The organism is Ancylobacter gelatini, from assembly GCF_022601675.1.
Lineage (GTDB): Bacteria > Pseudomonadota > Alphaproteobacteria > Rhizobiales > Xanthobacteraceae > Ancylobacter > Ancylobacter gelatini.
On sequence record NZ_JAKVIL010000018.1, the window covers coordinates 1 to 3,352 of the forward strand.

The window sequence follows — 3,352 nt, forward strand, 5'->3', positions numbered from 1 at the left end:
AAGCGTTTTGTTGGTCTTGGTTCTGAGGTTGTTGTTGCGTCGGGGGCGGGGTTGGCGTCTGGGGTGTCGGACGCGGATTACGAGGCCGTGGGTGCCGTGATCGCGGCGGACAATGCGGGCGCGGTGGCCGGGGCGGATGTCGTGCTGGGCGTGCGTCGTCCGGAGGCGGCGACGCTGAAGGGCGCCAAGGCCGGGGCGCTGGTGATCGCGATCGCCGATCCCTATGGCAATGAGGCGGCGCTGGGCGAGATCGCGGGCACGGGCGTGAGCCTGTTCTCCATGGAACTGATGCCGCGCATCACGCGTGCGCAGGTGATGGACGTGCTGTCCTCTCAGGCGAACCTTGCCGGCTATCGCGCGGTGGTGGACGCGGCTTCCGAGTTCGGCCGGGCGTTCCCGATGATGATGACGGCGGCGGGCACGGTGCCGGCGGCGCGGGTGTTCGTGATGGGCGCGGGCGTTGCCGGCCTTCAGGCGATCGCGACCGCGCGGCGCCTTGGCGCGGTGGTGTCGGCGACCGATGTGCGCCCGGCGGCGAAGGAGCAGGTGGAATCCCTCGGCGCGAAGTTCATCGCGGTGGAGGACGAGGAGTTCAAGCAGGCCGAGACCGCGGGCGGCTACGCCAAGCAGATGTCGGCGGAGTACCAGGCCAAGCAGGCGGCGCTCACCGCGAGCCACATCGCCAAGCAGGACATCGTGATCACCACGGCGCTGATCCCCGGCCGTCCGGCGCCGAAGCTGGTGTCGGGTGAGATGGTGGCGTCGATGAAGGCGGGCTCGATCCTGATCGACCTCGCGGTGGAGCGCGGCGGCAATGTCGAAGGTAGCGTTCCCGGCGAGGTGGTGACGACGGCCAATGGCGTGAAGATCGTCGGGCATCTGAACGTGCCGGGACGGCTCGCGGCGACCGCCTCGCAGCTCTACGCCAAGAACCTCTACGCCTTTGTCGAGACGCTGATCGACAAGGGGACGAAGAGCCTTGCCGTGAAGTGGGACGACGAGCTGGTGAAGGCGACGCTGCTGACGAAGGACGGGGCGGTGGTGCACCCGAACTTCGCGCCGGCGGCCGGCTCGGCCAGCGCGGCCTAGCGCGGGCGTGCCGGGCTGAGAGGCGGCAGGGCTGAGAGGCGGGGCGGTCCCGCGGGCATGCGCGCCACGGGGCTTCGGCCTCGCGGCCCGCAGGCCTTGGGGCTCCCCTCCCGGGGCTCACCTCCTGAGGCCCGCATGTTGCGGCGGGACGTCCTGAACCCTGCATGGCCGATCATGTGCCGCGCCTGCGGCAGGAACGGCGCGCAGGAGTGGCGTCCAGGCCGGGACTCCGGTCCCTGGCGGCGGCCGGCGAGATGGCCGCGCGATGAATCTGCCGCCGGCTCGGCGGCGCGAGCGAACAACGAGTTGAGAGAACCGCGCAAGGCGGCGGGCGGCGAGGGATGTGATCCGAGAGGTCCGATCCCCTGGCTGGCCCGGAGAACGGGGAGAGGGAAAGATGGCCAATCCATCGACGATGCCGGATCCGGCGCAGGCGGCGGAGGCCGCGCGTGCCGCCGCCGCGGTGGCGCGGGAGGCGGCGGACGCGGCGCAGGCCTATGCCGATATGGCGGCGCAGGGCGCCGGGGATGTGGCGGGGGCGCTGGCGCACACGCTGACGGGTGGGGCGATCGACCCGTTCGTGTTCCGGCTGGCGATCTTCGTGCTGGCGGTGTTCGTGGGCTATTACGTGGTGTGGTCGGTGACGCCGGCGCTGCACACGCCGCTGATGAGCGTGACCAACGCGATCTCCTCGGTGATCGTGGTCGGCGCGCTGCTGGCGGTCGGTGTCGACACCTTGGCCGAGGGCACGGGCTGGGCGCGGGGCTTCGGCTTTCTCGGGCTGATCCTGGCCAGCGTGAACATCTTTGGCGGGTTCCTGGTGACCAGCCGGATGCTCGCCATGTACTCCAAGAAGAAGTGAGGCGGCCGATATGAACGCCAATATTGTCGCGCTGCTCTACCTCGTCTCCGGGGTGCTGTTCATCATGGCGCTGCGCGGGCTGTCGAGCCCGGCGACCTCGCGCCAGGGCAACATGTTCGGCATGGCCGGCATGGCCATCGCCATCCTGACCACGCTGGCGGCCTCGCCGCCCACGGGGCTCGGGGGCTGGGCGCTGCTGATCGGCGGCCTCGCCATCGGCGGCGGCGCGGGCGCCTATATCGCCCGCAAGATCGCCATGACCGACATGCCGCAGCTGGTGGCGGCCTTCCACTCGCTGGTCGGCCTGTCGGCGGTGATGGTGGCGGCGGCCGCGCTCTATGCGCCGGAAGCCTTCGGCATCGGCGCGCCCGGCCACATCCACGGCCAGGCGCTGGTGGAGATGAGCCTCGGCGTCGCGATCGGTGCCATCACCTTCACCGGCTCGGTGATCGCCTTCGCCAAGCTGAATGGCAATATGAGCGGCAAGCCGATCATGCTGCCGGCCCGCCACGCCATCAACATCGCGCTGGCGGCGCTGATCGTGGTGCTGATCGTGGTGCTGACGCTGACCGAGAGCCACACCGTGTTCTGGCTGATCGTGATCGCCAGCCTGATCTTCGGCGGGCTGCTGATCATCCCGATCGGCGGCGCGGACATGCCGGTGGTGGTGTCGATGCTGAACAGCTATTCCGGCTGGGCGGCGGCGGGCATCGGCTTCACGCTGGGCAACACGGCGCTGATCATCACCGGCGCGCTGGTGGGCTCCTCGGGCGCGATCCTGTCCTACATCATGTGCAAGGGCATGAACCGGAGCTTCGTCTCCGTCATCCTCGGCGGCTTCGGCGGCGATGCTGCGGCGGGTCCGGCGGGCGCGGTGGAGAGCCGCCCGGTGAAGCAGGGCTCGGCGGAGGACGCGGCGTTCATCATGAAGAACGCGGCCAAGGTCATCATCGTGCCGGGCTACGGCATGGCGGTGGCGCAGGCCCAGCACGCGCTGCGCGAGATGGCCGACAAGCTGAAGGAGGAAGGCGTCGAGGTGAAATACGCCATCCACCCGGTCGCCGGCCGCATGCCCGGGCACATGAACGTGCTGCTGGCCGAGGCCAACGTGCCCTATGACGAGGTGTTCGAGCTGGAGGACATCAACTCCGAGTTCGCGCAGGCCGACGTCGCCTTCGTCATCGGCGCGAACGACGTGACCAATCCGGCCGCCAAGACCGACCCGACCTCGGCGATCTACGGCATGCCGATCCTCGACGTCGAGAAGGCCAAGACCGTCCTGTTCATCAAGCGCGGCATGGCCGCCGGCTATGCCGGCGTCGAGAACGAGCTGTTCTTCCGCGACAACACCATGATGCTCTTCGCCGACGCAAAGAAAATGGTCGAGGATATCGTCAAGAA

The 3,352-nt window shown here is 69.2% G+C and carries 3 protein-coding genes; all 3 read left to right on the forward strand.

All coding sequences use genetic code 11. The annotated features are described in order from the left end of the window. On the forward strand, positions 1-1,089 hold a 1,089-nt coding region (locus MKI84_RS20525), incomplete at its 5' end, for an NAD(P) transhydrogenase subunit alpha (protein WP_241622131.1). Between the two features lie 397 nt (positions 1,090-1,486). After that, positions 1,487-1,951 carry a proton-translocating transhydrogenase family protein gene (locus tag MKI84_RS20530; RefSeq protein ID WP_241622132.1) on the forward strand — a complete coding sequence of 155 codons (465 nt, stop codon included), beginning with the start codon at positions 1,487-1,489 and terminating at the stop codon, positions 1,949-1,951. 10 nt (positions 1,952-1,961) lie between these two features. Beyond that, positions 1,962-3,352 (forward strand): NAD(P)(+) transhydrogenase (Re/Si-specific) subunit beta (locus tag MKI84_RS20535; protein WP_241622133.1); only part of this gene is annotated, 1,391 nt, incomplete at its 3' end.

What these genes read in the sequence shown, in the direction of transcription:
- MKI84_RS20530 (WP_241622132.1), top strand. Translation starts at nt 1,487, where the DNA reads ATGGCCAATCCATCGACGATGCCGGATCCGGCGCAGGCGGCGGAGGCC.